Here is a 22,921-nt window from a genome sequence, read left to right as displayed (position 1 = left end):
GTTAGCGCTACGGTACTGCCCACGACTGTCCGGCCGCAAAGGTCTCCGTCACGGAGCGGAGTGGGCTGATCGCTACCAGAGCTTCGTTCGTGACGCCCGGTTTCGCGGTAGACAACTCGGGTCGGTATCCTGAGGCTCCTTTCACCGCGCGCACAGCAGCGGTTCAGCCGATGAGGAGACCAGCAGTGACCGATCAGGACGGCCAGAACGCCGCCCCGGCGCCCGAAAATGGCGCGCTACAGAGCCCGACCCCGGCCGCGGAGGCGGCTTCTCTCCCGACCATCGCCGATCCGCCCGCCGTGCCCGTCGCCGGCGACGCGCAGGCGCTCCCCGCCTCCGGTGCCGCGTCCTCCACCGCACCCGAGGCCCATCAGGCTGCGGCATCCGTGAACGGTGCGCAGGAAGCGGATGCCCAGGTACCGGCATCCGCTTCTCCGCAGGCAGGACAGGAGTATCCGACGCAGCCGGCCGAAGCGCCGGCACTGTATCCCGCTCAGCCTGGCCAGGCGCAGCAGTATCCCGCGTCCGGGTCGACGCAGCAGCACCCCCCGCAGCCCGGGCAGGCGCAGCCGTATCCTGTGCAGCCGGGCCAGGCGCAGCAGTACCCGGCGCAGGCCGGCCAGACGCAGCCGTATCCCGGGCAGCCCGGCCAGCCGGCACAGACGGGACAGCCGTATCCGCCCGGACCGCCGTATCCGCAGCAGGGACAGCCGACGCCCTACGGCATCCAGCCTCCTGCGCGGCCGCGGAAGGGCGTGCGTGCGTGGGTGTGGTGGCTGATCGGCGGCGTCGGCGCGTTCATCGTGCTGGGCGTCGCGGCCGTCGTCTTGATCGTGGTTCTCGCCGCGAACAGTGGCGCCAGGCCCGTTGCGCAGCAGTATGTCGACGCAATCGCGCACGGAGATGCGAAGACAGCCGACCGTCTGGCGCGCGTCACGCCGTCGACGAAGAACGATGAGCTTCTGACCGATGCGGTGCTCTCGAAGGCCACGAAGAGGATCACGCACGTGCAGGTGACCAAAACGGTCTCCAGCCGGTCGTCCGATCTGACGTATGCGAGCGTGGCGTTCCAGCTCGACGGCAAGTCGTACCACGACACGATCGAGCTCGACAAGGATGCCAACGGCTGGTTCGTCCGCGAAGGACTCACCTACCACCTGCCCGCGCTGTCCGACTCGTCGGTGTCGAGCGATGCCGGATACGCGTTGAAGGGCGGGGACGTCGCCGTCACCTCGGACACGTACGATCTCGTCGCCTACCCGGGCGTGTACACGCTCAGCGCACCGAACGAGTACTACACGCTGTCGTCCTCGACCGACATCACCGTCGCGCCCGACGCTGCGACCAGCATCTCCGGAGTGAAGCTGACGCCGTCGCAGAAGTACATCGATGCCGTGCAGCAGCAGGTGAATGCCCACTTCGACAAGTGCGCGGCGCTCACCGATTACTACGACATCGAGGACTGCGGCATCGAGTTGGGCTACACGCAGAACGTCATGTCCAGCGGGTCGAGTGTCGCGGTCAAGGTGACCGCGTATCCGAAGGTCGTCGTCGACGATTCCGACAGCTACAACCAGTTCAAGCTCGACGGCGGCTCGTTCACCGCCACGATCACCGGCGAGACGTATGACGGCGGACAGGGATCCGAGAGCATCGACGCCGGCGCCGGATACACCAGCGCCGACATCACGATCAAGGACGGCAAGGTCACGGTCACGTTCGACTGATCGCGTGGCCGGGGCCGCCGAATGTGCGAAGCGGTGACGTCGACGAACGGGGCGGGGAGGACATCCTCGCCCCGTTCGCGTCTGATGCCGTGCCGCGCACCCTGCGGCGCGGCTCAGCGCGGGTCGAGGACCGCACGATATGATTGGCACTCGAATGCCGTGAGTGCCAGCAGGCGTCGGTCACCACCGGATCCCGCGCACGAAGACGGTCGACGGACTTCAGGAGCGGGAGGGAGCGATCGCGATGGTGTCGGAACGCAGTCTCGAAGTGCTGCGGGTCATCGTGCAGGACTACGTCGCCTCCCGCGAGCCCGTCGGATCGAAGAGCATCGTCGAGCGCCACGGATTCGGTGTCTCGGCCGCGACCATCCGCAACGACATGGCGGCTCTCGAGGAAGAGGAGCTCATCGCGGCTCCGCACACGTCCTCCGGTCGAGTTCCCACCGACAAGGGCTACCGCCTGTTCGTCGACCGGATGTCCGAACTGCGGCCGCTCTCCAGCGCGCAACGGCAGGCCATAGAGCTCTTCCTCGGCCAGTCCGTCGACGTCGACGACGTGCTCGCCCGAACGGTGCGCCTGCTCGCACAGCTGACGCAGCAGGTCGCGCTTGTGCAATATCCCTCGGTGTCTCGCGCCAGAGTGCGTCACATCGAGTTCGTGCCTCTTGCTCCGCAGCGCGTGCTGTGCGTGCTCATCGCCGATTCGGGCGTCGTGGAGCAGGGCATCGCGGAGCCGGAAGGCGAGCTGTCCGAGGACGCCCTCGCCGAGTTGCGGGCGCGGGTCAACGCGGAGGCGGCCGGTCTGCGATTGTCGGACGCGGCATCCGTGCTGCGCTCGCTGGCCGAGCGGCTGCCTGCCGAGCGCTGGACGCAGGCGCGGCGCGAGGTCGCGGCATCCCTCTGCCAGGTGATCGTCGATCAGATCGAGGGCACAAGGCAGGAACGGCTGATCATGGCGGGCGCGGCGAATCTGGTGCGCACCGAGCACGACTTCAGCGGCAGCGTCACCCCGGTGCTCGAGGCCATCGAGGAGCAGGTCGAACTGCTGAAGCTGTTCGGCGAGATGGCGCAGGATCAGCACGGCGTCGCGGTGCGGATCGGACGCGAGAATGCGTCGGTGCCCCTCTCAGAGGCCTCCGTGGTCGCGAGCGGATACGCCGGGCACGGCAGCGACGTCGCCCGGCTGGGCGTGCTCGGTCCCACGCGCATGGACTACTCCAACAACATGGCCGCTGTGCGCGCGGTCGCCCGCTATCTCTCCCGCGTTCTCGGGGAATGACCCCGATCGAACAGCGGCAGCCCCCGTCTTCACACCCCCAGAGTTAAGGAATCCCCCTTCGTGGCCGACCATTACGAAGTCCTCGGTGTCTCTCGCGACGCCAGCCCCGACGAGATCAAGAAGGCGTACCGCCGTCTCGCCCGCGAACTCCACCCCGACGTGAACCCGAGCCCTGAGGCGTCGGAGCGATTCAAGCTCGTGACGCACGCCTACGACGTGCTCAGCGATCCTCAGCAGCGCCAGCAGTACGACCTCGGTCCGCAGGCCGGCGGATTCGACGGCGCCGGTTTCGGCGGGTTCGGCGACATCTTCGAGACGTTTTTCGGTGGGGGAGCCGGCGGATCGCAACGCGGTCCTCGGTCCCGCCGCGAGCGCGGACAGGATGCCCTGCTGCGCGTGGAGGTAGACCTCGACGAGGTCATCTTCGGCGCGCACCGCGACCTCGAGGTGGACACCGCAGTCGTGTGCGAGACGTGCGGCGGATCCTGTTGTCAGCCAGGCACCGCGCCCGTCACGTGCGACATCTGCCACGGAACCGGCAGCATCCAGCGCACCGTGCGCTCGCTCCTCGGCAACGTGATGACCTCCTCGCCCTGTGGAACCTGCCGCGGCTACGGCACTGTGATCGCCACGCCGTGCGTCACGTGCCAGGGACAGGGACGTGTGCGTGCGCGCCGAACGGTGCCGGTGGACATCCCCGCCGGTGTCGACACGGGACTTCGGCTCCAGATGCCGGGCAGCGGCGAGGCAGGCCCCGCCGGCGGCCCCAACGGTGACCTGTACCTCGAGATGAAGGTGCGCCACCACGAGATCTTCAGCCGCGACGGAGACGACTTGCTGTGCACGCTCAGCGTGTCCATGGCGGATGCCGTGCTCGGCACCCACGCGAAGGTGAAAGCCCTCGACGGAGACATCGACGTCGAGCTCAAGCCGGGGGTGCAGGGCGCAGACGTCATCACCGTGAAGGGCAGGGGCATCACCCACCTGCGCGGCACCGGACGCGGCGACCTTCGGGTCGGCATCCAGGTGGTCACACCGACGAAGCTGGACCGCAAGGAGCGCGAGCTCATCGAGCAGTTCGCGTCGCACCACAAGGCCGAGACCCCCACCCTCGCGCGGTTCCAGCAGGGCCTGTTCGCCAAGCTCCGCGACCGTTTCCTGTAAGAAGGCAGGCATGGCCAATCTGTACCTGCTCGAGGAGCTCGCGGATGCCGAGCCCGGCGCCGACATCGTCGTGGCGGGCCAGGAGGCCAAGCACATCGTCTCGGTGAGCCGCACGCGGGTGGGTGATGCACTGACCGTGTCGAACGGACGCGGGCTCGTGGTCGACGGCGAGGTGCTCGTCGCCGATCCGTCCCGTGTGGTCGTGCGAGCGGATGCCGTGCGTCACCTCCCTGCACCCCGACCGCGCTTGGTGCTGGTCCAGGCCCTGGCGAAGGGCGACCGCGACGAGCTGGCCGTGCAGACCTCCGTGGAGCTCGGCGTCGACGCGATCGTGCCGTGGCAGGCATCCCGATCCGTGTCGCGCTGGAGCGGCGACAAGGTGCGCAAGGGAGTTCAGCGCTGGACGGCCATCGTGCGCGAGGCGTCGAAGCAGTCCATGCGGCCCTGGATTCCTGAGGTGCACGAACCGGTGACATCCGTCCAGTTGGTGCAGTCGGTGGCGACGAGCCGGGTTCTCGTGCTCGAGCCGGGCGCGAACGAGCCGCTCAGCGGCATCCGCTTCGAGGAATCGGACGATCGGGACATCGTGGTCGTCGTCGGCCCGGAGGGCGGGATCGCTCCCGAGGAATCGGAGCGACTGGCAGCAGCGGGCGCGACGTCGGTGCGGCTGGGCGAGTCTGTGTTGCGCACGTCGAGCGCGGGGCCTGCGGCCATCGCACTTCTCAACGTCGCGCTGCACCGCTGGTAGACCGTGGATCCGCAACGGACGTACGGCGGGACGGTCAACAGGGCGGAAGTCACGCCTGCGGCGAACCACGCTGCTTTCCTGACCGGTGAGCGTCCCCTTTTCGTAGAATGGACGCCATGACGCAGACCGAGCCGAGCATCTTCACGCGCATCATCGACCGGGAGATCCCCGCCGATGTCGTGTACGAGGACGACCGAGTGATCGCGTTCAACGACATCGCACCGCAGGCCCCCGTGCACGTGGTGGTGGTGCCCAAGACGGCTGCGTTCGGCGATGTCGTCGAGCTCGCGGCAGCCGACCCCGAACTGCTCGCGCACCTCGTGAAGGTGGCGAAGCAGATCGCCGACGAGAAGGCGGACGGCGAGTTCCGTCTCGTGTTCAACACCGGCGAGGCAGCCGGTCAGACGATCTTCCACGTGCACGCCCACGTGCTCGCCGGAGGTCTTGCGGAAGGAACCCTTGGCTCGAAGTGATGAGGCGCAGGCACCGTCCGGTGTCGCGCCAGAGGGCTCTGAGGCCCGCCTGCACGTCGACGGTGTGGCCATGGTGCGGCTGCTGGGAGCCCAGGACCGCCTCCTGACGACTCTCGAGAAGCAGTACCCGCTGGTAGACGTGCACGTGCGGGGAAATGACATCTCCATCGCCGGCGATCCGGAACAGGTGGAATCCGCACGCAGACTCGTGGAGGAATTGCTGATCATGGTGCGCGAGGGACAGGACCTCAGCCCGGTCGAGGTGGCGAGCTCTGCTCGCATCATCGAGAGCGGAACGCGGCCGGCGGATGTGCTGGGGCAGGTCATCCTCACGACGCGCGGCAAGGCGATCCGTCCCAAGACGCTCGGGCAGAAGCAGTATGTGGACGCCATCGACCAGAACACCATCGTGTTCGGGATCGGACCCGCCGGAACCGGCAAGACCTACCTGGCGATGGCGAAGGCCGTTCAGGCGTTGCAGCGCAAGGAGGTCAACCGGATCATCCTGTCGCGCCCGGCCATCGAGGCCGGGGAGCGGCTCGGATACCTCCCCGGAACCCTGACGGACAAGATCGACCCGTACCTGCGTCCGTTGTACGACGCGCTCAACGAGATGCTGGACCCCGAGCTGGTGCCCAAGCTGCTCGCCAGCGGAACGATCGAGGTTGCTCCCTTGGCGTACATGCGCGGTCGCACGCTCAACGACTCGTTCATCGTGCTCGACGAGGCGCAGAACACCACGCCGGAGCAGATGAAGATGTTCCTTACGCGTCTCGGATTCGGATCCAAGATGGTCATCACCGGCGACATCACGCAGATCGACCTGCCGAACGCCGCCAGCGGCCTGCGGCTGGTGACGCGCGTGCTCGACGGCATCGACGACATCCACTTCACTCGGCTCACCAGCGACGATGTCGTTCGGCACACGCTCGTTGGACGGATCGTGGACGCCTACACGGAGTACGACGCGCGCAAGCAGGCCGACCACTACGAACGCGAGCAGGCGCGGGAGTTCGCGAACCGCGCAGAGCGCAGGGCTGGGTCCCCGCGGGACCATCTCCCCAAGCGTCGATGACGCCTCCGCAGGCCCGGGAGCGGGCACCGATCCCAGCGACCATCCCGACGAGAACGAGCAGGACACCGTGAGCATCGAAGTCAACAACGAGTCCGCGATCGAGGTCGACGAGGCGGCGTTGCAGCGCCTTGCCGCCTACGCGCTCGACATGATGCACGTGTCCACCGAGGCGGAGCTGGCGATCCTGCTCGTCGACGAGGCCGCGATGGAACAGCTCCACGTGCAGTGGATGGACGAGCCGGGCCCCACGGACGTGCTCAGCTTCCCGATGGACGAGCTCCGTCCCGGAACCGAGGACGAGCCGACGCCCGCCGGACTGCTCGGCGACGTCGTGCTGTGCCCGCAGGTCGCGGGTGCACAGGCGGAGACCGCGGGACACGACCTGATGGACGAGCTCAAGCTGCTGACGGCGCACGGCATCCTGCACCTGCTCGGATTCGACCACGCCGAGCCGGAGGAGGAGCGCGAGATGTTCGCCATCCAGCGCGACATCCTGGTGGGCTTCGCGGTCGCCGAACGCCGACGATAGGCGGCGTGCCGTGATCGCGCTGTTCTTCGTCATCGCGCTGCTCCTGGTGGCGTTCGGAGGACTCATGGCCGCTGTCGATGCCGCGATCTCGGTGCAGTCTCGTGCGGACATCGCGGAGCTCGCACAGATCTCGCGGTTTCGACGCTCCCTCGAGGCGATCGCCGCCGATCCCGGCGCCCATCTGAACGCCGTGAGCTTCAGCCGCATCATCGCCGAGACGACGGCCGCGGTTCTCGTCACGCTCGCGTTTGCGAGCATCTTCCCGCAGTGGTGGCTGGCGCTGATCCTGTCGGCGGCGATCATGACGGGGGCATCCTTCGTGCTCGTCGGGACGAGCCCGCGCAGTGTGGGACGAGCCCACGCGAAAGGGCTGCTGACGGGGACAGCATGGCTGGTGCACGGCATCCGCGTGCTCATCGGACCGATCGCGCGAGGCCTGGTGAAGCTGGGTAATCGCGTGACCCCGTCACGGGCGCGGTCGGCCGCGGTCGTGAACGAGGAGCAGCTGCTCAGCATCGTGGACGAGGCCGCGGAGTTCGAAGTGCTCGAGGAGGACGACCGCGAGCTCATCCACTCCATCTTCGAGTTCAACGAGACCCTGGTGCGCGAGGTGATGATCCCGCGCACCGACATGATCACCGTCGACGCGGATGCCACTGTCGCCGCCGCGATGAGCCTCTTCCTCGCCAAGGGGGTCTCGCGCATGCCCGTGGTGGGCGATGATGCGGACGAGGTGCTCGGCATCCTGTACCTGCGCGACGTCGCCAAGCAGGCGTACGAACGGCCCCTCGACGTGGACGTGGCCGGCATCGCGGATCTCGCGCGTGCCGCGCTGTTCGTGCCCGAGTCGAAGAACGTCGACGCGCTGCTGCGCCAGATGCAGGTCGAGTCCAACCACCTCGCGATGGTGGTGGACGAATACGGAGGGATCGCGGGGCTCGTCACGCTGGAGGACCTGATCGAGGAGCTCGTCGGCGACATCTCCGACGAATACGACCATGAGGTGCCGCTCGTCGAACCGCTCGGGGATGACACGTATCGCGTGAGCGCCAGGCTCGCCGTCGACGAGCTGGGGGACCTCTTCGGACTCGAGCTCGATGATGACGACGTCGACTCCGTCGGCGGCCTGCTGGCCAAGGCGCTGGGCAGGTTGCCGGTGGAGGGATCCGTGGCGACCGTTGGCGGCCTGCGGCTCACCGCCGAGCGCTCGGAGGGTCGTTCCCGCCGGATCAGCACCGTCGTCGTGCAGAGGGACAGGACGCTGTTCGACCTGGACGCGGCATCCGACGGCGACCGCACCTCCAACGAACATCACACCGGACCGATCCCCGCCCAGGCGGGCACGCGGGGGAGAGGACACGACCGATGAGCAGGCAGAAGCGCCCGAAGGGCGAAGCGGCACGAGAAGAGGCCGGGGAGGGACGGGTGTTCCGGGCAGGCTTCGTCTCGTTCGTCGGCCGACCCAATGTGGGCAAGTCGACGCTCATGAACGCGCTCGTGGGCGAGAAGGTCGCCATCACCAGTTCGAAGCCGCAGACCACACGGCGAGCGATCCGCGGCATCGTCAACCGGCCGGACGGCCAGCTCATCGTCGTGGACACCCCCGGCATGCACCGGCCGCGCACACTCCTCGGCGAACGGCTCAACTCGCTCGTGCAGTCGACGCTGGGCGACGTGGACGTGATCGGATTCTGCGTGCCGGCCGACGAGAAGATCGGTCCTGGCGACCGCTTCATCAACGAGCGACTCGACGAGTATCCGCGAGCGAAGAAGGTCGCGATCGTCACGAAGACGGACATCGCCTCCAAGGCGGCCGTCGCCGATCAACTCCTCGCGGTCTCCGAACTACGCGAGTGGGACCTGATCATCCCGCTGTCCGCCGTGCGCGGTCATCAGCTCGACGAACTCGTCGACGAGCTGATCGCGCTGCTTCCGTCGTCGCCGCAGCTGTATCCGGACGACACGATCACCGATGAGCAGCTCGAAGATCGCATCGCCGAGTACATCCGTGAATCCGTGCTGGAAGACGTGCGCGACGAGCTGCCGCACTCGTTGGCCGTGACGATCGACGACATCGTGGAGCGGGAGGACAAACCCCTCACCGAGATCTACGCGAACCTCTTCGTCGAGCGGGACAGCCAGAAGGCGATCGTCATCGGCAAGGGCGGATCGCGACTGCGTGCGATCGGGGAGACGGCACGCACGCAGATCGAGCCGCTCGTAGGTCACCAGGTCTTCCTCTCGATCCGCGTCAAGGTGGCCAAGGAGTGGCAGCGGGATCCGAAGCAGCTGGGTCGTCTCGGCTTCTGACGCAGTGATCGACAGGGCTGCGCGGGGGATGCTGCTGCGGATGCACGGGCATCCGTCTGCAGGATGATTCGGGCCTGATCGCCCGGTGTCGGGCGTCCGCACCGCGTACCGTTGACGGGTGATCCGTTCCATCAGCAGAGCTCAGCTCATCTACGACATCGTCGTGGCGTCGCTGCTCCTGCTGATCTCGATCTGGGACGCGACCAACGGGTCGCCCTTCGTCGGTCCCGTGGTCGTCGTGCTGATGTGCGGGTCGCTGGCGGTACGCAGGCTTTCGCCGCCGATCGCCCTCGCGGGAGTCTGGGCGGCAGCGCTGCTGCAGATGGCCACGCTGATGACGATGACCGCCGCCGATGTGGCTGTGCTCGGCGTCGCCTACGCGACGGCGGCCTATGGGCGTCGGACGGTGCGCTGGCTGGGCCTGGCATCCGCGATCGGCGGTGGTCTCATCGCCGCCGCGTATCTCTCGCTCGCCTCGCGTGACTCCTACTTCCACCCGGTCGGCGGTCTCGCCCACACGCTCGTGACGTTGTCCGCGTTGGGCATCGGCACGGTGACGCTCTTCGGACTCAGCTGGACCCTCGGCCTCCTCGCCCGCACCGTGCGGCAGTCTCGAGAGACGAAGGTGCAGGCCGCGGTCGCTGCACAGCGCGCGGCATACGAGTCCGCGATCGAGCAGGAGCGAACGAGCATCGCGCGCGACATGCACGACGTCGTCGCGCACTCTCTCGCCGTCGTCATCGCCCAGGCGGACGGCGCCCGCTATGCAGGAGCCGACAGCCCGCAGGTGCAGGCGGATGCCCTGGCCACCATCTCCTCCACGGCGCGTTCGGCCCTCACCGAGGTTCGGCTGCTCCTGACGCAGCTGCGCCAGGAGGTGCCCGACGGGCCTCAGCCGTCGCTGGACGACCTGCCGGCGCTGATTTCCGGTATGCGTCGCGCCGGCCTGCACATCGCCGAGTCGACGAGCGGCACGCCTGTACCGCTGCTGCAGGGAACCGGGATGGCGGCGTACCGCATCCTGCAGGAGGCGCTGACCAACGCGCTGCGGCACGGCGAGCCGAGCGAGACGGTCGATCTCGACGTGTTCTGGGAGCCCGAAGGGCTGCACCTGCGGGTGCGCAACGTCGTGCGCAGGGAGAGCGTGCCGATGACGGCTGCTGACGGGACGCCGCCGGCCGGACACGGTGTTCCCGGCATGCGCGAGCGTGCGGCGCTGGCAGGCGGCAGCCTCACGGCGGGCGGCATGATGAGCGGTGTGTACGAGGTGAACACCGTGCTGCCGACCGCGCCGGTGGGGAAGGCTGTGCAATGAGCGAGCGGATCCGAGTCGGGCTGGTGGACGACCAGGCGCTGTTCCGCGCCGGAGTGCGCATGTTGATCGAGTCGCAGGCGGATCTCGAGTTCGCCGGCGAGGCATCCAATGGCGTGGAGGCCGTCCAGCTGGCCACGGTCGCGCGGCCTGACGTGCTGCTCATGGACATCCGCATGCCGGAGCTCGACGGCGTCGCGGCCACCGCACGGATCGTCGAGCTCGGGCTGGGCGCTACGCCGCGCGTGCTCGTGCTGACCACGTTCGACGTCGACGAGAGCGCCGCGCGCGCCATCCAGGCAGGGGCGAGCGGATTCGTGCTGAAGGATGCCGACCCCGAGTTCCTGCTGGCCGCCATCCGCACGGTCCACGCGGGCAACGCGGTGATCGCTGCATCCGCCACCCGACGCCTGCTGGAACAGTTCACGGCGCAGGAGCCCCGCAGAGTGCCGATCGAGTTGCAGACTCTCACCGCCCGTGAACGGCAGATCTTCGATCTGGCGGCCAAGGCGCTCAGCAATTCGGAGATCGCCGAGCACGAGTACCTGTCGGAGGCCACCGTGAAGACGCACATCTCGCGCGTGCTCACGAAGCTGCGCCTGCGCGACAGGGTGCAGTTGGTCGCCTACGCGTACGAGAACGGCCTCGTCGAGTAGGACCGTGTCTGACGACTCGCGGCCGGCTGCGGTGCTCTCCGACCCCGATTCTTCAGACGAACCCGACGCCGGATGTCATCCCTGCGGCGGACCACGATGCCTCCGCCGCAGGATGCCGGGAGATGGCGCCGCCTCATAGCGTCGGTACCCATGGAGATCACTTCGTCCGACATGGGACTGACGGCGCGTGTCGCCGGCCTCACCAAGACCTACGGCACCGGAGCGAGCGCGGTCACGGCGCTCGACGACGTCTCGATCGGCCTGAGCGCCGGTCAGTTCACCGCAATCATCGGCGCCAGCGGATCCGGCAAGTCGACGCTGATGCACATGATGGCCGGACTGGATTCGCCGACCCTCGGCCGCGTCTGGCTGGGTGACGCCGAGCTCACCGGGCTGAGCGACCGAGAGCTCACGCGCGTCAGACGACGGGCGGCGGGATTCGTGTTCCAGTCGTTCAACCTCGTGCCCGTGCTCGATGTGCTGGCGAACATCCGCTTGCCGTTCGACCTGGACGGGCGCCGTCCTGGCACCGACGAGCTGCTTTGGATCGACCGGCTCGTCGCCACGCTCGGTCTCGGCGAGCGCACGACCCACCGGCCGTACGAGCTCTCGGGAGGTCAGCAGCAGCGCGTGGCGATCGCCAGGGCCCTGGCCACACGGCCCGCGGTGATCTTCGCCGACGAGCCGACAGGCAACCTCGACTCGCGCACGGGCCGCGAGGTGCTCGCCCTGCTCGCGGATGCCTCCGCCTCCTACGGCCAGAGCGTCGCGATGGTCACCCACGACCCGCTCGCCGCGAGCCACGCCGACCGCATCATCATGCTCGCGGATGGCCGGATCGTGCACGACGGACCACGCCTGGGCGCTGCCGAGGTCGCCGAGCTGATGCTGTCGACGGAGCAGGCGCGATGACCGCCACCGCAGGAACCGCGACGGCCTCCTCGCAGGGTTCGAGCGGACTCCGCACGGGCAGCGCGCTGCGCGACAACGTCGCCACACTTCTCGTCTCCGGGGTGAGTGCCCTCTTCGGCGTGGCACTCATCGAGGCGACGGTGATCATCTCGGGCGCGGTCGCCGCATCGGCAGCCTCCGGGTCCGGCACCATCGCCATCGCGCTGGGATCGGTCTCGGCGGTCTTCCTGATGCTCGCCGTCTACGTCGCTGCCGTGGTGACGGCCAACACCTTCGCGACGATCGTGGCCGGACGCCGTCGCTCGATCGCCCTGATCCGCGTGCTCGGAGCCGAGGCATCAGGGGTCCGTCGCGCACTCGCTCTGGAAGGGCTCGTCGTCGGTGCGGTCGGTGCCGTACTGGGTCTCGCGCTCGGCGTCCTCGCGGCGGGTGTCGTTGTCTCGCTCGGCACCGGCCAGGGCTGGCTGCCGGAGACGAGCTACGGAATCCTGAACCCGGCACTCGCCGCGCCGTTCGCCATCGTCGTCCTGACCACCTGGCTTGCCGCGTGGGTCGGATGCCGTACCGTCACGACCGTCTCGCCGCTGGAAGCGACGGCGGCTGCCGCAGATCCGGTGCACGGCTCCCGCACGCCCACCGCGCGCACGGCGGCGGCCATCGTGCTGCTCGTCGTCGGCGCAGCACTCGTCGTGATCGGCATCGTGGCCGGGATGCTGTCACCGCTCGCGCTCGTGATCTCGTTCTTCGGCGGCATCCTCTCCTTCACGGCGGTCATCGCGGCGGCTGGGCGGATCATGCCGTGGGTCCTGCGTGTCGTCGGCACCTGGTTCGGACGATCGCCCGCCGCGCGCATCGCGACGGCGAATGCGGCACGGTATCCGGAACGCAGCACGCGGGCGACGATGGCCCTCGTCATCGGCGTGACGCTCGTCACGACGTTCGCGGTCGCGCTCACCACCTACAGCGAGGCGACGATGCATCAGGTGCACATGTCGCCCGCGGTACGAACCGCCATGAGCAGCACGATCGGTCTGACCATCGACGTCTTCTCCGTGCTCGTCGGCTTCTCTGCGCTGATCGCCGCAGTGGGACTCGTGAACACGCTCACGGTCGGCATGCTGCAGCGACGACGCGAACTGGGCCTCCTCCGGGCGCTCGGTTTCAGCACCGGCCAGGTGCGCACGATGATCCTCGTCGAGGGCGCACAGCTCACGGTCGGAGCCGTCGTCTTCGGGTTGGTTCTCGGCGGATGCTATGGCTGGGTCGCGGCCCAGTCCCTGATGGGCAGCCTCGTGCACGGATTCGTCGCGCCGTCGCTGCCGTGGCCGATGATCGCTGTCGTGGTGGGTGGCGGGATCCTGCTGACGCTCGCGTGCAGTGTGATCGCGTCTCGGCGCGCGGGAACGGTGTCTCCGGTCGCGGCGCTGGCCGTCGAGTGAGCGAGGGGTCCGCGACAGCGGGCGCGCATCCGTAGGCTTGAGGGGTGCCTCGTCGTCCGGATCTGCCGCTGAACCACTTTCCCGCCGCCGATGGTGCAACCCTGGCGTACCGGGAGCTCGGCGAGGGCCGTCCGCTGGTGCTCATCCACGGCTTCTTCTCGACGGGATACGTCAACTGGGTCAGGTACGGAACGGCCGACATCCTGGCCGAGGCCGGGTTCCGGGTGATTATGCCCGATCTGCGTGCACACGGCGCCAGCGACAGGTCGCACGACCCTGAGCGGTATCCGCGCGACGTGCTCGCCGACGATGCCTTCGCCCTGATCAACCACTTGGGGCTGACCGACTACGACCTCGGCGGCTATTCGCTCGGGGCGCGGACGACGGTGCGGATGCTCGTGCGCGGCGCAGACCCGGGCCGCGCGGTCGTCGCCGGCATGGGGCTCGGCGGCATCACGGAGGTCGACAAACGCAACGAGTTCTACCGTGGCGTCTTCGAGGGGCTGGGCAGCCATCGGCGCGGAAGTGCGGAGTGGCGCTCGGAGGCGTTCCTGAAGACGAACGACGGGGATCCCGTCGCGTTGCGGCTCGTCCTGGAGACCTCGGTCGGCGCCACGGAGGCGGAGCTCGCCGAGATCACGACCCCGACGCTCGTCGTCATGGGCGCGGACGATCACGGCCTCGGGTCGGGCGCGGAACTGGCGGATGCGATGCCGCTCGCCCGCTACGTGGAGATCCCCGGCAACCACATGAGCGCCGTGACCGATCAGGCGCTGGGCGTGAGCATCCGCGACTTCCTCACGCGCTAGAGTTCAAGGACCGTCGGAGACATCGGATGTTTCCGTCATTCCCGTCTCGATACGAAAGCAGGCAGCGTTGCGCATCGCCAACCTCTCCGGACGTCTCGTTCTTCTCACCGACGACCGCGCCCTCGATGTCGAGAGCGCCAGCGGAGGACGCTTCGCGTCGCATCCGCAGGCCGTGTACGAGCAGTGGGACGACTTCGTGGCATGGGCGTCAGCCCAAGACGCCTCGGCAGGTGTCCCGTACGACGCCCGGGATCTCGGCCCGGCCGTGCCGCGTCCGCCGCAGGTCTTCGCGATCGGCCTCAATTACGCGAGCCATGCGGGGGAGTCCGGGCTGAGCGTGCCGGAGAACCCGATGGTGTTCACCAAGTTCGTGTCGAGCTTCGCCGGAGCCGATGTCGAGGTCGAACTCACCGGCGACACCGTCGACTGGGAGGTGGAACTGGTCGCCGTGATCGGCAAGGGCGGCCGGGACATCGCCGAAACGGACGCGTGGGACCACGTCGCCGGCCTGACCATCGGCCAGGACATCAGCGACCGCACGGTGCAGTTCTGGGGCGACCCGTCGCAGTTCTCGATCGGCAAGTCCCTCAAGAACTTCGCACCGATCGGACCCGCCGTGGTCACCCTCGACGAACTGGCACGCAGTTCCGACCGATCGGATCTCGCCATCGGCTGCACGCTGACGCGCGCGGACGGCAGCACGGAGGTGCTGCAGAACGGCCGCACCCGCGACATGATCTTCCCGATCCCGACGCTCATCGCGCGCCTGTCGGCGCTGGTCGAACTGCTCCCCGGCGACGTGATCTTCACGGGCACGCCGGACGGGGTCGGCCTCGGCCGCAACCCGCGGGTCTATCTCGAGGCGGGGCAGACCGTGACGAGCGAGATCGAGGGGCTGGGCAGCATCCGCCAGCATTTCGTGGCCAAGACCGCGGCCTGAGCCGCGCCCTTTCGTGGCGACTTACCGTCTCCGCGGCGACTTACCGCGAGCACGGCAGTCCCGGCGCGAACGATAAGTCGCCGCGGTGGGTGTAGCCTCGTATCGTGCGCTCCGGCCTGCTCCTTCTTAGCTGCCGCGACGAGGCCTAGTTCTCTCGGCCTTCCTCGTCGCGGAGTTTGTCGTCGGCTGACAACCCATCGCGAGAACGAGAAGTAGAGAAGACCATGAAGAACACCCAGCAGCCGTCGTCGATGCCCATCCACCGGTATCAGCCGTTCCATGAGCAGATCCGCGTCGATCTGCCGGACCGCACCTGGCCGGATGGCCGCATCACCAAGGCACCGCGCTGGTGCGCCGTCGATCTGCGCGACGGCAACCAGGCGCTGATCGATCCGATGAGCCCCGAGCGCAAGCGGATCATGTTCGACCTGCTCGTGCGCATGGGCTACAAGGAGATCGAGGTCGGGTTTCCGAGCGCGAGCCAGACCGACTTCGACTTCGTGCGCAGCCTGATCGAAGACGGCGCCATTCCTGATGACGTGACGATCCAGGTGCTGACGCAGGCTCGCGACCACCTCATCGAGCGCACGTACGAGGCCATCAAGGGCGCCAAGCAGGCGATCGTCCACCTCTACAACTCCACGAGCGTGCTGCAGCGCGAGGTCGTGTTCCGCACCGACCAGCAGGGCATCATCGACATCGCGCTGCACGGTGCGCGCAAGTGCGTCGAGATGGAATCCAGCGTTCCCGGCACGACGGTGTACTACGAGTACTCGCCGGAGAGCTACACGGGCACCGAGCTGGAGTTCGCGGCCGACATCTGCAACCAGGTCCTGGAGATCTTCGCGCCGACGCCGGAGCGCAACGTCATCATCAACCTGCCGGCAACGGTCGAGATGGCGACGCCCAACGTGTACGCGGACTCGATCGAGTGGATGTCGCGCCACCTGAACCACCGCGAGAACGTCATCCTGTCGCTGCACCCGCACAACGACCGCGGCACGGCCATCGCCGCCGCGGAGCTGGGATACATGGCCGGTGCCGACCGCATCGAGGGATGCCTGTTCGGCAACGGAGAGCGCACCGGCAACGTCGACATCGTGGCGCTCGGCGTGACCCTGTTCACACAGGGCATCGACCCGCAGATCGACTTCAGCGACATCGACGGCATCAAGCGCACCGTCGAGTACTGCAACCAGCTGCCCGTGAACGAGCGTCACCCGTGGGCCGGCGATCTGGTCTTCACCGCCTTCAGCGGGTCCCACCAGGACGCCATCAAGAAGGGCTTCGAGGCCATGGCGGCGCGGGCGAGCGACCAGGGTGCCGAAGTCGACGAGATCGTGTGGGCGGTTCCGTACCTGCCCGTCGATCCGAAGGATCTCGGGCGCAGCTACGAGGCCGTCATCCGCGTCAATTCCCAGTCCGGCAAGGGCGGTGTCGCCTACCTGCTGAAGAACGACCACTCGCTCGACCTGCCGCGCAAGCTGCAGATCGAGTTCTCCGGAGTGGTGCAGGCGAAGACGGATGCCGAGGGCGGCGAGGTCACGAGCGACGCGCTCTGGGCGATCTTCACCGATGAGTACCTGCCGAACGTCGAGCAGACGGAGAAGTGGGGTCGCTTCGAGGTGCAGTCCACCGCGACGACGAAGGATGCCGACGGCACGGTCAACCTGCGCGTCCAGCTGCGCGACGGCGACGGCGTGCAGTGGGCGGAGGCCGGAGGCAACGGTCCGATCAATGCGTTCCTCACGCTGCTGAAGGATCGCGGCATCGACGTGTCCCTCTACGACTACGTGGAGCACACCATGTCGGAGGGCGGCGACGCCCAGGCTGCCTCGTACGTGGAGCTGCAGGTCGGCGATCAGCGGCTGTGGGGCGTGGGGATCGACGCGGACACGGTTGCGGCATCCCTCAAGGCGATCGTCTCGGCCGTCAACCGAGCGGTGCGCGTCGGCGGCGTCGACTCCCGCCAGCTCGCCTCGGTCTGAATGGGCGATGCTTCGGTGTCCGACGACGCATCCCCTGACTCGGGGTTCGTCGTCGGCTCGCGCGACGTGAGCACACTGGCCTCAGCGCCTGACACGTCGTTCGTGGTCCCCGAACCGCTCATGAGGCGGTTCGGGGACCATATCGAAGAAGTGGTGTGGGTCAACGAGGCCGGCGGTGTCACGGTCCGGGCACGCGTCGGCGACGAGGCTGTGTTCGCGAAATGGGCTCCTCCGCACAGCGAGCTCGACCTCGAGGCGGAGGCCGAACGTCTTGCCTGGGCCGCCCGTTTCGTGCGCGTGCCGACCGTGCTCGACTTCCGTGCCGACGACGACGGCGAACTGCTGGTGACGCGAGGGCTTCCAGGGACGAATGCGGTGACCGAGCGCTGGCGCGCGGATCCCGAGCGAGCCGTGCGCGCCCTGGGCAGCGGGCTCCGGGCGTTCCACGACGCTCTTCCGGTCGAAGGATGCCCGTACTCCTGGTCCGTCGAGGATCGCATCGCCCGCTGCCGGTCCGAGGGCATCGCCGAGCGTGTGGCAGCGCTTGATGCGCTGGGACCTGTGCCGGCCGTTGACCGGCTCGTCGTGTGCCATGCGGATGCCTGTGCTCCGAACACCCTGCTGGCCGACGACGGCGCCGTGGCCGGCTACGTCGACCTGGGACGTCTCGGAGTCGCGGATCGCTGGGCCGACATCGCGATCGGTGCCTGGAGCACCGAGTGGAACTACGGCCTCGGCTACACCGACCTCTACTACGAGTCGTACGGGGTGAAGCCGGATGACGAGCGGATCGCGTTCTACCGCACCCTGTGGGACGCCACCTGATCCACGCACGCGGATCTGTTGCCGCAGCAACGATCCGATGGTGACCATCCGAGCCATCAGACGGTCGAGGAGACGACAGACGTCCGTGGCCCGCTGCGTCAGAACGGTGGCGGTCCGGACTCCGGAGGTTCCGTGTCGTCGGTCCGCTTGACCTCGCGGTAGGTGGGGATGCTGCCGGTGCGCGGGGACGCGGTGCGGGCATCCGGTCCTCGTCGGCCGAGGCGGGCGAAGCTGATGCGCGGACGGCGCAACGACAGCGTGCGCTGCTCCGGCAGGCTCCATCCGAAGCGCACGGCGAGAAGCCGCACAGCCATCGTGACGACCGTGCAGGCGACGGAGGCCGGCGCGATGGGCAGGCCGAGCTCGACGCCGACGACGAGCACGGTGGTGCCCGCGCCAGCGGCGACGGCATAGAGCGAACCCACGTGCATGACGCCGATGGGCGTGCCGAGCAGAATGTCGCGCAAGATGGACCCGCCCACCGCTGACACCACGCCGACAAAGATCGCCGGTATGCCTGGCAACCCCATCGAGAGCGCCTTGGTGGCACCGATCGCGCCGAAGAGACCGATGGTCAGGGCGTCGAGAATGGTGATCGTCCAGTCGATGCGGTGGAACAGCCGGGCGAGAAGCATTCCAGCCAGAGCGGACAGCACGGCCACCGGCAGGTACCAGTTCGTCTGCAGCGCCACGAGCCCTGTGGCGAGCAGGATGTCGCGGAGCGCGCCGCCGCCGAGACCCGTGACCGCCCCGATGATGGCCACGCCGAGCAGGTCGATGCGACGGTCGCGGAATCCGGATGCGTAGGCCGCCCCCTGCACGCTGCCGACGGCGACCGCGACGAGCTCCGCCCACAGCGGAAGGCTGAACGTCGAGGTCATGGCTCAGTTTCTACCACGCGGAATGCATCGCCCCGGGAGGCGCGAGAACGGATCCGTCCGGACGGCCGGACACGGGACGTCGGGCGCACGCGGGATAATCGACGGGTGCCCCTTTACCGTGATGAAGCCGTCGTGCTGCGCACCCACAAGCTGGGCGAAGCCGACCGGATCGTCACGCTGCTGACCCGCGGGCACGGCAAGGTCCGGGCCGTTGCGAAGGGCGTTCGACGCACCGCATCGAAATTCGGCGCACGGCTGGAACCGTTCATGGTGGCTGACGTGCAGCTGTACGAGGGCCGCAGCCTCGACATCGTGACGCAGGCGGAGTCCCTCGGCGCGTACGGTGCACCGATCGCGATGGACTACGCGAGCTTCACGTCCGCGAACGCCATGGTGGAGACGGCGGACAGGCTCACCGAGGCCGAGGGGTCCCCGCAGCAGTACCTGCTGCTCATCGGGGCGCTGCGATCGTTGTCACGAAGAGAGCACGAGGCATCCCTCACGCTCGACTCGTACCTGCTGCGCGCGCTGTCCATCGCCGGATGGGCGCCCAGCTTCGACACCTGCTCGCGCTGCGGAACCGTCGGCGAGCACGCAGCCGTCGTCGTGCAGCTCGGTGGTGTGGTGTGCGCGAACTGCGCACCGCCGGGCGCACCACGCGTGGGACGCGAGGTGATCGAACTGCTCTCCGCGCTCCTGCGCGGCGACTGGGCGGCGGCGGAGGCGTCGGATTCCGGGACTCGCGGCAAGGCGAGCGGCATCGTCGCGGCGTACACCCAGTGGCACCTGGAGCGCGGGCTGCGGTCACTGCCCTACGTGTCGCGCGAGGCGTCGCAGCGAGGCGTCGCCGACTCGGACACGGTCGCTGTTCCCGGAGCGGATGCCCACCCGTACGACCACCTCGGCGCAGAGACGACCGGAGCGACCACATGACCCCGAAGCCGTTCACGCACAAGGATGCCGTGGAGTACCGTCCCGTCGACTGGACCGGGATCTACCCGCCGGAGTTGCCGGCATCCGTCGTGCCCGACCACGTCGCGCTCGTCATGGACGGGAACGGACGCTGGGCCAACCGCCAGGGTCTGACCCGCATCGAGGGGCACAAGGCCGGCGAGGCCGCGCTGCTCGACGTCGTCGCCGGCGCCATCCAGGTCGGTGTGAAGCACCTGAGCGTGTACGCGTTCTCCACGGAGAACTGGCGCCGATCGCCCGACGAGGTGCGCTTCCTCATGGGGTTCAACCGGGACGTGCTGCATCGCAGGCGCGACCAGTTGAACGAGTGGGGGGTGCGCGTGAGGTGGGCCGGGCGCACGCCGCGACTGTGGGCATCCGTCATCAAGGAGCTGCAGTTCGCGGAACGACTCACGGCCGGAAACGATGTGCTCACGCTGACGATGTGCGTCAACTACGGCGGTCGCAATGAGCTTGCGGATGCCGTGCGAGACATCGCCACGGAGGTCGCGGCGGGCAGGCTGCGGCCCTCGGCCGTCACCGAGAAGACCATCCAACGGCACCTGTACCTGCCGGATCTGCCCGACGTCGACCTCTTCGTGCGCAGCTCGGGGGAGCAGCGCACCAGCAACTTCCTGCTCTGGCAGAGCGCCTATGCGGAGATGGTGTTCCTCGACACACTGTGGCCGGACTTCTCCCGCACGGATCTCTGGCAGGCGATCGAGTTGTATGCGTCGCGCAACCGTCGCTTCGGCGGCGCGGTGGACACGCCGGGGCGTGAGAACGGCTGACCCGCGGGTCCTCGGTCGACGTTGTTCTGCGGGGCGCGGCCGTCGGGCGATCCCACGGGTATGTGCCCGGTGGGACCGCGCGTCAGTCTCGTCTCGGTGGGTCGGCGCGTCGGTCAGCCGGTGGGACGTCAGTCCCGAAGGAAGAGTTCGACGACGGGCACGATCACGTCGGGGCGCGTCACCGGCAGGGTGATCGTGAGCGTTCCCTCCGGCTGGCCGCCGATGCCCGTGTTCTGCGCGCGGAGAGACGGATCGATCACGCGCATGCCGAGCTCGGATGCGTCATCCAGCAGTTGGGCGTACTCGACCTTGCCTGCCAGGCCCGGAAGGTGCAGGTTCTCGAACGGCCACGCGAAGAGGTGGGCGTAGAGCCGGTTGCCGCGCTGGGTGTAGCGGACATCCGCTGGCGGGGTGAAGTCGCTGGGACCTGCGCCGTAGATGGACCGCGAGTGGCGTCGCATCCACGTGCCGATGCGCTCCAACGTCGCGGAGGCCGTCGGGTCGAAGTCGCCGCGACCCGTGGGGCCGACGTTGAGGAGCAGGTTGCCGTTCTTCGAGACGCCGTCGATGAGCATCCGCACCAGCATGTCGGCCGACTTGTCGTTGTGGTTGTCCCGGTAGTAGCCCCAGCTGCCGTTGATCGTCTGGCACGCCTCCCAGGGGACGAGCATCCCGTCGACCTCCATCGGAGCGGTGGGCTGATACTGCTCGGGCGTCACGAAGTCGCCGGGGATGCCGAGACGGTCGTTCACGAGGATGCCCGGCTGAAGCTCGCGCACCAGTGCGAGCAGCTCCTCCGATGCCCAGGCCGCCGCACCCTTTCCGCCCCAGATGTCGGCGTGGTCGCTGTGCTCGTAGGAGAAGTCGAAGAAGAGATAGTCGATCTGCCCGTATTCCGTGAGCAGCTCACGGACCTGCCCGTGCAGGTAGTCGCGGTAGCGGGCGATGTCGCGGTGTTCGTTCTGCGCAGCGGCGTCTGCGTCGTCCCGTCGCGGGTGGTGGCCGTCGATCGGGAAGTCCGGGTGATGCCAGTCGATGAGCGAGTGGTAGAAGCCCACCTTGAGCCCGGCGCCGCGGACGGCGTCGACATACTCCCGCACGACATCCTTGCCGTAGGGCGTATTCATCACGGTGTAGTCGGTGAGCTTGGAGTCCCAGAGGCAGAAGCCCTCGTGGTGCTTGGTCGTGAGCACGACGTACTTCATCCCCGCCCGCTTCGCCTGCTCCGCCCACTCGGCGGGGTCGTACAGGTCTGGCTCGAAGTGGCGCGCGTACTTCTCGTACTCGGCGACCTGGATGCGCTCCCGGTTCATCAGCCACTCGTGGCGTGCGCCGAGCGAATACAGCCCCCAGTGCACGAAGAGACCGAACCGGTCGTGGACGAACCAGTCGAGCGTGGAATCGGACATCGAGCTGAATCCTCCGGGGCGGTCGGGCCGCGCGTTCGACTGACCGCGGCGTCTGGGTGCCACGGTATCGCATTCATCGGATGTTTCGTCAGCGGTCGGGGCCGGTTTCCGTCGATGTCGGATCCGCAACGCGGGAATCATCGGATCGATGGACGTCGAGCCATCGCTTCGTCTCCCGCGGATGACGCAACCGCAGGATCGTCAGCTGCGGGTATCGACTCTCGATGCCGGGCATCCGCTCGTGCCACTTCTGCAGGGTCGCGGTCTGCCAGCGCAGGATGTCTTCGTCTTCCGGCTTCGAGAACCACTTCCAGATAGGCGGTTCGACGTTCCCGTTCCACAGCTTCGTTCTGAGGATGCTCCGGCGCAGCGTTCTCCGGATGAGCCGTGATCGGACGACGCGGTACGGATAGTCGAGCCAGACGACCAGTTCGGCGCGTGGCGCCAGCAGCGCATCCGTGCCCTGGCTCCAGTACTGCCATTCGGTGATCCAGCGGTCCTCGGCGGCGAAGTCCCGGACATCGTCGAGGAACCGGGGCCGCGGTGTCCAGTTCGGACCGTGGAACAGCGCGTCGATCTCGACGTGACGCAGCCGCCATTCGGCTCCGAGGCGTCGCGCCAGTGTCGTCTTGCCCGATCCGGTCACGCCGGCGACCAGCACGCGTCGCACGGCAGGCAGCGGATCGTCCGGACCGAGCACCAC

22 protein-coding genes are annotated in these 22,921 nt (G+C 68.1%); 19 read left to right on the top strand and 3 right to left on the bottom strand.

Annotation, left to right across the window (positions count from 1 at the left end):
- Positions 1-185: 185 nt before the first annotated feature.
- The 17 genes from ACX9R5_RS12910 (at position 186) to ACX9R5_RS12830 (ending at position 18,186) form a co-directional block, all read left to right on the top strand.
- Complete coding sequence (locus ACX9R5_RS12910; RefSeq protein WP_459409432.1) at positions 186-1,727, top strand: hypothetical protein; 1,542 nt, start codon at positions 186-188, stop codon at positions 1,725-1,727.
- Between the two features lie 244 nt (positions 1,728-1,971).
- Positions 1,972-3,006, top strand: coding sequence for a heat-inducible transcriptional repressor HrcA (hrcA, locus tag ACX9R5_RS12905; RefSeq protein ID WP_459409684.1), 1,035 nt, complete (start codon positions 1,972-1,974; stop codon positions 3,004-3,006).
- A gap of 60 nt (positions 3,007-3,066) precedes the next feature.
- Positions 3,067-4,170 (top strand): molecular chaperone DnaJ, encoded by a 1,104-nt coding sequence (gene dnaJ / locus ACX9R5_RS12900; RefSeq protein WP_459409431.1) that lies wholly within the window; start codon positions 3,067-3,069, stop codon positions 4,168-4,170.
- A gap of 10 nt (positions 4,171-4,180) precedes the next feature.
- On the top strand, positions 4,181-4,918 hold the full coding sequence (locus tag ACX9R5_RS12895) for a 16S rRNA (uracil(1498)-N(3))-methyltransferase (protein ID WP_459409430.1): 738 nt from the start codon (positions 4,181-4,183) through the stop codon (positions 4,916-4,918).
- Positions 4,919-5,034: 116 nt separating this feature from the next.
- Complete coding sequence (locus ACX9R5_RS12890; RefSeq protein WP_459409429.1) at positions 5,035-5,391, top strand: histidine triad nucleotide-binding protein; 357 nt, start codon at positions 5,035-5,037, stop codon at positions 5,389-5,391.
- A 70-nt stretch (positions 5,392-5,461) separates the two neighbouring features.
- Positions 5,462-6,466, top strand: coding sequence for a PhoH family protein (locus ACX9R5_RS12885; RefSeq protein WP_459409683.1), 1,005 nt, complete (start codon positions 5,462-5,464; stop codon positions 6,464-6,466).
- A gap of 67 nt (positions 6,467-6,533) precedes the next feature.
- The gene (gene ybeY, locus ACX9R5_RS12880) at positions 6,534-6,995 is read left to right on the top strand and encodes an rRNA maturation RNase YbeY (protein WP_170023994.1); all 462 of its coding nucleotides are present in this window, start codon (positions 6,534-6,536) and stop codon (positions 6,993-6,995) included.
- A 10-nt stretch (positions 6,996-7,005) separates the two neighbouring features.
- Entirely contained in the window at positions 7,006-8,364 is a 1,359-nt protein-coding gene (locus ACX9R5_RS12875) for a hemolysin family protein (protein ID WP_459409428.1), read from the top strand.
- Positions 8,361-9,305 (top strand): GTPase Era, encoded by a 945-nt coding sequence (gene era, locus ACX9R5_RS12870; protein ID WP_459409427.1) that lies wholly within the window; start codon positions 8,361-8,363, stop codon positions 9,303-9,305. The genes ACX9R5_RS12875 and era overlap by 4 nt, the downstream gene beginning before the upstream one ends.
- A gap of 118 nt (positions 9,306-9,423) precedes the next feature.
- The gene (locus tag ACX9R5_RS12865; protein ID WP_459409426.1) at positions 9,424-10,620 is read left to right on the top strand and encodes a sensor histidine kinase; all 1,197 of its coding nucleotides are present in this window, start codon (positions 9,424-9,426) and stop codon (positions 10,618-10,620) included.
- The gene (locus ACX9R5_RS12860) at positions 10,617-11,273 is read left to right on the top strand and encodes a response regulator (protein ID WP_459409425.1); all 657 of its coding nucleotides are present in this window, start codon (positions 10,617-10,619) and stop codon (positions 11,271-11,273) included. The genes ACX9R5_RS12865 and ACX9R5_RS12860 overlap by 4 nt, the downstream gene beginning before the upstream one ends.
- A 150-nt stretch (positions 11,274-11,423) precedes the next feature.
- Positions 11,424-12,185 (top strand): ABC transporter ATP-binding protein, encoded by a 762-nt coding sequence (locus ACX9R5_RS12855; RefSeq protein ID WP_459409424.1) that lies wholly within the window; start codon positions 11,424-11,426, stop codon positions 12,183-12,185.
- Complete coding sequence (locus tag ACX9R5_RS12850; protein ID WP_459409423.1) at positions 12,182-13,624, top strand: ABC transporter permease; 1,443 nt, start codon at positions 12,182-12,184, stop codon at positions 13,622-13,624. The genes ACX9R5_RS12855 and ACX9R5_RS12850 overlap by 4 nt, the downstream gene beginning before the upstream one ends.
- A 44-nt stretch (positions 13,625-13,668) precedes the next feature.
- Positions 13,669-14,433, top strand: a complete 765-nt coding sequence (locus tag ACX9R5_RS12845) for an alpha/beta fold hydrolase (protein ID WP_459409422.1) — start codon at positions 13,669-13,671, stop codon at positions 14,431-14,433.
- Positions 14,434-14,500: 67 nt separating this feature from the next.
- Complete coding sequence (locus ACX9R5_RS12840; protein WP_459409421.1) at positions 14,501-15,373, top strand: fumarylacetoacetate hydrolase family protein; 873 nt, start codon at positions 14,501-14,503, stop codon at positions 15,371-15,373.
- A gap of 224 nt (positions 15,374-15,597) precedes the next feature.
- A complete protein-coding gene (gene leuA, locus ACX9R5_RS12835) occupies positions 15,598-17,361 on the top strand; it encodes a 2-isopropylmalate synthase (protein ID WP_459409420.1) in 1,764 nt (587 codons plus the stop codon).
- Positions 17,362-18,186: a phosphotransferase gene (locus tag ACX9R5_RS12830; protein ID WP_459409419.1), complete on the top strand. Its 825-nt coding sequence runs from the start codon at positions 17,362-17,364 to the stop codon at positions 18,184-18,186.
- A 98-nt stretch (positions 18,187-18,284) separates the two neighbouring features.
- Here ACX9R5_RS12830 and ACX9R5_RS12825 read toward each other — a convergent pair whose 3' ends face one another.
- The gene (locus ACX9R5_RS12825; protein WP_459409418.1) at positions 18,285-19,067 is read right to left on the bottom strand and encodes a trimeric intracellular cation channel family protein; all 783 of its coding nucleotides are present in this window, start codon (positions 19,065-19,067) and stop codon (positions 18,285-18,287) included.
- 105 nt (positions 19,068-19,172) lie between these two features.
- Here ACX9R5_RS12825 and recO point away from each other — a divergent pair, with 105 nt between their 5' ends.
- Together recO and ACX9R5_RS12815 are read left to right on the top strand one after the other, a co-directional pair.
- On the top strand, positions 19,173-20,000 hold the full coding sequence (gene recO / locus ACX9R5_RS12820; protein ID WP_459409417.1) for a DNA repair protein RecO: 828 nt from the start codon (positions 19,173-19,175) through the stop codon (positions 19,998-20,000).
- The gene (locus ACX9R5_RS12815) at positions 19,997-20,809 is read left to right on the top strand and encodes an isoprenyl transferase (RefSeq protein ID WP_459409416.1); all 813 of its coding nucleotides are present in this window, start codon (positions 19,997-19,999) and stop codon (positions 20,807-20,809) included. The genes recO and ACX9R5_RS12815 overlap by 4 nt, the downstream gene beginning before the upstream one ends.
- 128 nt (positions 20,810-20,937) lie before the next feature.
- Here ACX9R5_RS12815 and ACX9R5_RS12810 read toward each other — a convergent pair whose 3' ends face one another.
- Positions 20,938-22,218, bottom strand: a complete 1,281-nt coding sequence (locus ACX9R5_RS12810; protein WP_459409415.1) for an alpha-L-fucosidase — start codon at positions 22,216-22,218, stop codon at positions 20,938-20,940.
- Between the two features lie 88 nt (positions 22,219-22,306).
- A complete protein-coding gene (locus ACX9R5_RS12805; RefSeq protein WP_459409414.1) occupies positions 22,307-22,918 on the bottom strand; it encodes a P-loop NTPase family protein in 612 nt (203 codons plus the stop codon).
- Positions 22,919-22,921 lie beyond the last annotated feature (3 nt).

This window comes from Rathayibacter sp. CAU 1779 (assembly GCF_054551755.1).
Note: the sequence above shows the minus strand (reverse complement) of the source record. Positions and strands in the feature narration are given on the sequence as shown.